The sequence below is a fragment of the Pseudolactococcus yaeyamensis genome (genome assembly GCF_054658615.1).
In genome coordinates, this window is sequence record NZ_BAAGGP010000007.1 from 48763 (window position 1) to 54946 (window position 6184).

The window sequence follows — 6184 nt, forward strand, 5'->3', positions numbered from 1 at the left end:
TCCTTCATCAGATGTCCTACCTCTTATTTATTGGTAACCTTCGACTAGTTTTTTGGCCTCACTGATGGCATCATTCTTGGTTTCTTCCATCACAATATAGAGATAAGGTTTACGTTGCTTGATAAAATCTAATGCATTCTTGATATCCAACAAACCTGTTCCTAAATCAACAGGGATAATCTTACCGTCATCAATCTTAAAATCTTTTAAATGAATAGCGATTATCTTATCTCCAAATGCTTCAAAAGCCTCTTCAAGAATGGCTTGATAATTTTGATAGGTATCAAGACAAATCAAATTTGTCACATCTAAAATAATACCTAGAAAATCGGATGGCACACGGCTAATCAACTCAGAAACGCTTTGAATAGCATGTAGTGGATGATTTAAACCAGGTTCAATCCCAATCAAGGTTTGATGATTTTCACCAACCTTAACCAAACGCTTAATCACTTGGATAGTCATCTCAAACACATCATCTGTAAAATTATCCTCAGTAAACTGAATTTCTTCAAAAACATTACCAGTTTCTGTCGCTACCATGCTTGCACCAAAATACTTGGCATTCTTAACGTAACTTTCAAATTTCCTAAGAAGCGTTTCTCGCATCTCTAAATCAGGATGAATGATGTTGATATAACAACTTAGAACAGCAATTTGAATAGCCGAATCAGCAAAAGCGTTTTTGATATAAGTACCGAGACCGGGATTGATATTTTGTGTGTCACTTGGTAGGTTAGGAAATGATGCTGGCAAGGAAAGCTGAACATTTGAAATGCCCATGCCCTGAATTTTCTGAGTCAAATCTTCGATACCGTCAATAGGCGCTAAATCATGTCCACGGACTGCTAAATTTATCATGTAAGATTTCCTTTCCTTTTCACGGTTGTTTACCGATATAAGCCAAGATGCCACCATCTACATAAAGGATATGACCATTAACAAAGTCTGATGCCGGGCTTGCCAGAAAGACTGCAGGGCCTGTCAAATCATCTGGCCTTCCCCAGCGTTCCGCAGGTGTTTTGGCAATGATAAATTGGTCAAAAGGATGGCGGGAGCCATCTGCTTGTGTTTCTCGCAAAGGTTCGGTTTGCGGTGTCGCGATATAGCCTGGACCGATGCCATTACATTGAATATTGTATTGGCCATATTCAGAAGCGATATTTTTGGTCAACATTTTCAGGCCACCTTTAGCCGCCGCATAGGCTGATACGGTTTCACGCCCAAGCTCACTCATCATCGAACAGATATTAATAATTTTCCCACCACCTTTTTTAATCATGCTAGGAATCACTGCTTTAGACACGATAAAAGGGGCGTTGAGGTCAACATCAATGACTTGGCGAAAGTCAGCTGCACGCATGTCAATCATCGGCACACGCTTGATGATACCCGCATTGTTGACCAAAATATCAATCACACCAACTTCTCTTTCGATCTGCTTAACCATAGCTTCAATGCCAGCTTCATCTGTGACATCACAGACATAACCGTGCGCCTTAATACCGGCTTTCTGATAGGCTTCTAAGCCTTTTGCAACGCCTTCTTGCGTGCAATCATTAAAGACAATCGTCGCACCAGCTTGCGCATAACTCTCAGCCAAGGCAAAGCCAATACCATAAACTGCACCTGTTACCAAGGCAATTTTGCCGTCTAATCTAAAGTTATTTGTCTCAAAAACCATTTTATTCTCCTTTATTTCAAGTCATCCATCTCAACCATATCCATGTCCGTATAGGTGATATTTTCGCCACACATGGCCCAGATAAAGCTATAATTGCTCGTCCCAACACCCGTGTGAATCGACCAGCTCGGACTGATAACGGCCTGCTCATTATCTACGACCAAATGTTTCGTTTCATTCGGTTTGCCCATCATGTGAAAGACTTTGTTGGGCGATGTCATATCAAAATAAACGTAGGCTTCCATTCGCCGCTCATGGGTATGGCAAGGCATGGTGTTCCAAGAGCTGCCCGGTTCTAAAATCGTATAGCCCATCTGAAGTTGACAAGAGTCACAAATATTGGGGTGAATGTATTGGAAAATTTGTCGATTGTTCATGGTCTTGTCTTCCCCTGTCACCATGGGTGTGATAGCATCAATACTGATTTTGACATTGGGATATTTATGATGAGCTGGTGCTGAGCTGATATAGAATTTGGCAGGATTTTCAGGATCAACCGAGCTAAAAATAACATGTTGCGTTTCCTTACCGATATAGTAGCCATCCTGTTTTTTCATCGTCTCTTTTTGACCATCAATCTCGATAAAGCCATCGCCACCGATATTAATCACACCAAGCTCACGACGTTCAAGGAAATAGTCAACGCCCAGTTGGTCGCTTAAGATAATTTCCAAAGCTTCCGTTGTTGGTGTCACACCGCCGAAAATCATGCGGTCGTTGTGAGTATAAGTGAGATTAATTTCACCTGCTACAAAAACTTTTTCCACTAAAAATTCACGACGTAAGTCTTCTGTTGCATAGTTCCGAATATCCAAAGGACTATGGGTGTAGCGCGTTTCTATTGTTTGCATTTTTTACTCCTCGTTTCACTTCAAATATAAGTTGTTTCTCAATTTATCAACTTCTACACCAGCCAAGACAACAATACCGATACCATGAGGATCGTTTTTAATCCACCCTAAGGATTGATAATAGTTTTTGCTAAATGAATAGCCCGATCCTTGACAGACACCATAAAGATTCCCAACATCATCAATACAATATGTTTTCAAACCAGACCATGCTAAATCAACGCTTCTCTCAACATCCTCTAGCAAGCAATCGTCACAGTAATTTTCTCGGATACTTCTAGCCATCGCAACGATAAACATAGCCGTTGATGAGCTTTCAAGATAAGATGTCGCTTCATCTAAGACTTGATGCCACAAGCCAGTTTTGTCTTGCACGCTTAATATGCCATGCAAAAGCTCATTGAAAAATGCAACCAATTCTTTGTAATCATGATGCGTTGCAGGCAAGACACCTAATAATTCAGATAGCGCCAATACAACCCAGCCATTCCCACGAGACCACGGAATCAAATTCCCTTTTTCCAAAATCGGATCGAAAATATGACTCATCAGTTGCTTTTCTGAGTAGAAAAAGCGTTTTTTATAACATAGGAATTGCCAAACAGCATCGTCCAAATCGGTCTGATGACCAGTTGCTTCAAATCGTCTGACTAGGAAAGGGACACTCATGTATAAGTCGTCAATCCACATCGTATCATCATCTCTAGAAAAAGCGCCATCTTTTTCACGCCTTTGTGTCTGCGAGATAAACTGTGCGATTCGATCAGAAATGTCATCAATGGTGGCAAGATTTAAATCTTTTTGAGCTCCCAACATAAATGACCCAAATGACCCACAATCATCAAGCGCATCTAGCCAATAAAGCTGTGTGTTAATACTGGGATAATGAAAGGTTTCCTTGTTTTGTAAACAAAATTGATCCCAATCACAAATTTGCTTAAGTGATGATAAAGCATAGGTCTTCCAATCATCATTTTGATAAAAACGACCAGCCATCAGCATACCATTTAAGGTGACGCCCATTGGATAGCTCCAAAAAGCATGAAGACTTTTAGTATGAAAGGGGCGAACAAAGCCCTCACCTCTCCCATTTGTCCAGATTGCTTTTGTTTTAGCAAGTTGAGCAGGTAAATTTTTTGTGGTCATTAACTGTTCAGCTTCAACCTCAGTCAAATCCCCCATCACTTGCCATTTAGAGGTATCGTCTGTGATGCCAGAGCTTTGTATCAAATCACCAGACGCCTTAATTTCTATCTGTTTGATGATATCGAAAGGGTGTTTCCCTTTGTAGCGCAATCGTAAATCATATTTTTCTGTGATGGGTATCAAGAGATGTTGATGTGGTTGTAATTTAAGGCGATTGGCAAGATATAAAATGTCATCGCTGTGATTTTGTATTATCAGCTCATTTTTATTTTTCACATGGAGCAATGTCCGAAAAATATAATCTCCTTCTGAAAAACCAGCTACAAAGTCATTTGTTTCTATTTGCCATTCTTCTTGAGAACTCAGACGATGCTCAAAATCAACAAAGCCTTTTTTAGTCAGACATTCAAAGTGTGTTGGCTCCCATTGTGGCATCAAATTACCAAGAATTAAGCCAAAACCAAGTGTTGTTTTTTCTGACTTAATCTTTAGGATATTTTCTTCTTCCGTCAAGGGCATCTCAAATATTGTAAATGTCCTGAAATTTTCTTGTTCTGGTGTGCTTTCAAAAACCACCTCATCATTCATGTAGATAATGGTAGGACCGAAACATTTTACTTTGAATCTTGTTTTTTGTTTCCCATGAATCACTAATTTAGCACGACTCCAAGCGGTTGTACCAACAGCTACTTCTTGAAAAATTTTAGCATAGTTAAGGTGAAAAAGTCCCGACGACTCTACATCTAACTTGCCTTGCAAACGTAGCTCATAATCTTGAGAAGGATTATGGCTGATAAAATTACCAATCAATTTCGACACAATTTCTTTATTCTCTTGTGCTATTGTACTGATTGCCTTTTCTTTAGTAAAATACATATCCTTCCTTTCTGCGATTTCACTATATGAAATCTTGAAACTTGACCTGCGCATACGCTCTGACCAAGCAGGGTCATTCGCGACCTATCGTCCGCTCAAAGTCTTTCTGTGATTCAAATTAAGAAAAGAAGAGGAGCTGAGAGCCAACTCCACCTCCTTCTTTTGTTTTAGTTTAATTTGTAATCCTTAGTTAATTTGACAGCTTGATCTTTGGTTTTAGTGAAAACATTTTTAGCTGCTGTTTTCAAATCGGTCTTGCCAAGTTCAACTGCTTCCATTTCAGTTGTGTAGATGCTCGTCAAAGTGCCGTCTTCATAGAAAGGTGTCTCTTTCAATTTTTTAGCTTTCTGTGCATAATCATAGCCTTCTTTCATAAAGCCAGTGAATTGTCCATCAGCTTCCAATGTTTCAAGTGCTGCACTTGATGCTGGTGTTCCACGCGTTAAGCCTAAAACCTCGACTGATTTTTTACCATTCAGGAAGTCGTTTAAGAATTTACCAGTTTCTTCTGGATTTTTCTCGTCTTTTTTAATCCCAAATAACATAGAAGGTTTTGAAACCAAATTGACAGCTTTGCCGCCTTCAGCGATTGGGTAATCAACGATAACAAGCTCATCACCAATTTCTTTTGACGCAGCATAAGTTGCTGAAATAGCACCATTCCAATCAATCCCTCCGCCGTATTCGCCTTCCAACCATTTTTTATTATTGGCAAGTGACACAGGTTCGGTGCCGACGTTTTCAAGGTAATCTTTCCGTGAAACAAAGACACGCGCATCAGCCATTTCTTTATACCAAGTCATCGCCTCAAGATAGTCTTTTTCTGTCCAGTTCATGTTGCCTTTGCCATCAAATTCTGTTTTACCTGTTTTTTGTTGTAACCATATAGTTACTGGAAAACGCCATGTTGGTGAGGCAAGCATAAATGACCCTTCCGGTAACTTTTTAGCCGCTTCAACATAATCATCCCAAGTTTTAAGTTTAGAAACATCAATACCATTGCGTTCATACTCAGATTTATTGACATACATGACGAGCGTATTTTCACCATAAGGCACTGCTACTTGTTGACCATCAACTTGACCAAATTTCAAGAATTCTTTATCATAAGTTGATAAATCTAAGCTTTTGATTTTTGTTAGATCATAAAAGCCACCGTTTTGTCCAAATTGAGGCACCCAACCATACATTAAAGTAGAAATATCTGCGAGTGTATTCCCTGCATAACGCGTTGTAAACACCTGATCCAAATCACCAAAACCGCTAGGCTCGCCTTTAATCTTAATATCAGGATTCTCTTTTTCAAAATTATCAATCATATCCTGAGTCGCTTTATGGCGTTGGTCATTGCCCCACCAACTAAAGCTGAGTTCTACTGTGCCTTTATCACCAGAGCCAGTTACTTTCTTCCTACCTGCTGAGCAACCAGCCGCCAATGTGACAACTGAGAGAATCGTAACTGCACTAAGTGCGGCTTTTTGCCATTTTTTCATTTCAAGTTCTCCTCGTATAATATATTCTAGTAGTGATTAACCACTACGATTTTTACCTAATTGATATTAATTTTCACTTGACTACTGAGCCGTTTCTCAGAGATAATAGTTCTGGAATGGACTCACGGATTTTG

Annotated in this window: 5 protein-coding genes; all 5 read right to left on the reverse strand. The window is 39.6% G+C overall.

The annotated features are described in order from the left end of the window. Positions 1–27: 27 nt before the first annotated feature. The gene (locus tag ACYQ21_RS02835; protein WP_460054918.1) at positions 28–861 is read right to left on the reverse strand and encodes a sugar phosphate isomerase/epimerase family protein; all 834 of its coding nucleotides are present in this window, start codon (positions 859–861) and stop codon (positions 28–30) included. A gap of 19 nt (positions 862–880) precedes the next feature. Beyond that, positions 881–1684, reverse strand: coding sequence for a gluconate 5-dehydrogenase (locus ACYQ21_RS02840; protein WP_460054920.1), 804 nt, complete (start codon positions 1682–1684; stop codon positions 881–883). 11 nt (positions 1685–1695) lie between these two features. Beyond that, the gene (gene kduI, locus ACYQ21_RS02845) at positions 1696–2535 is read right to left on the reverse strand and encodes a 5-dehydro-4-deoxy-D-glucuronate isomerase (RefSeq protein WP_460054922.1); all 840 of its coding nucleotides are present in this window, start codon (positions 2533–2535) and stop codon (positions 1696–1698) included. 15 nt (positions 2536–2550) lie between these two features. Next, positions 2551–4557 carry a glycoside hydrolase family 88/105 protein gene (locus ACYQ21_RS02850; RefSeq protein WP_460054924.1) on the reverse strand — a complete coding sequence of 669 codons (2007 nt, stop codon included), beginning with the start codon at positions 4555–4557 and terminating at the stop codon, positions 2551–2553. 167 nt (positions 4558–4724) lie between these two features. Next, positions 4725–6050: an ABC transporter substrate-binding protein gene (locus ACYQ21_RS02855; protein WP_460054925.1), complete on the reverse strand. Its 1326-nt coding sequence runs from the start codon at positions 6048–6050 to the stop codon at positions 4725–4727. Positions 6051–6184 lie beyond the last annotated feature (134 nt).

Excerpts from the sequence above, each read along its gene's own strand:
- kduI (WP_460054922.1), bottom strand. The coding sequence starts at position 2,535 with ATGCAAACAATAGAAACGCGCTACACCCATAGTCCTTTGGATATTCGG.
- ACYQ21_RS02855 (WP_460054925.1), bottom strand. The coding sequence starts at position 6,050 with ATGAAAAAATGGCAAAAAGCCGCACTTAGTGCAGTTACGATTCTCTCA.
- ACYQ21_RS02835 (WP_460054918.1), bottom strand. The coding sequence starts at position 861 with ATGATAAATTTAGCAGTCCGTGGACATGATTTAGCGCCTATTGACGGT.
- ACYQ21_RS02850 (WP_460054924.1), bottom strand. The coding sequence starts at position 4,557 with ATGTATTTTACTAAAGAAAAGGCAATCAGTACAATAGCACAAGAGAAT.
- ACYQ21_RS02840 (WP_460054920.1), bottom strand. The coding sequence starts at position 1,684 with ATGGTTTTTGAGACAAATAACTTTAGATTAGACGGCAAAATTGCCTTG.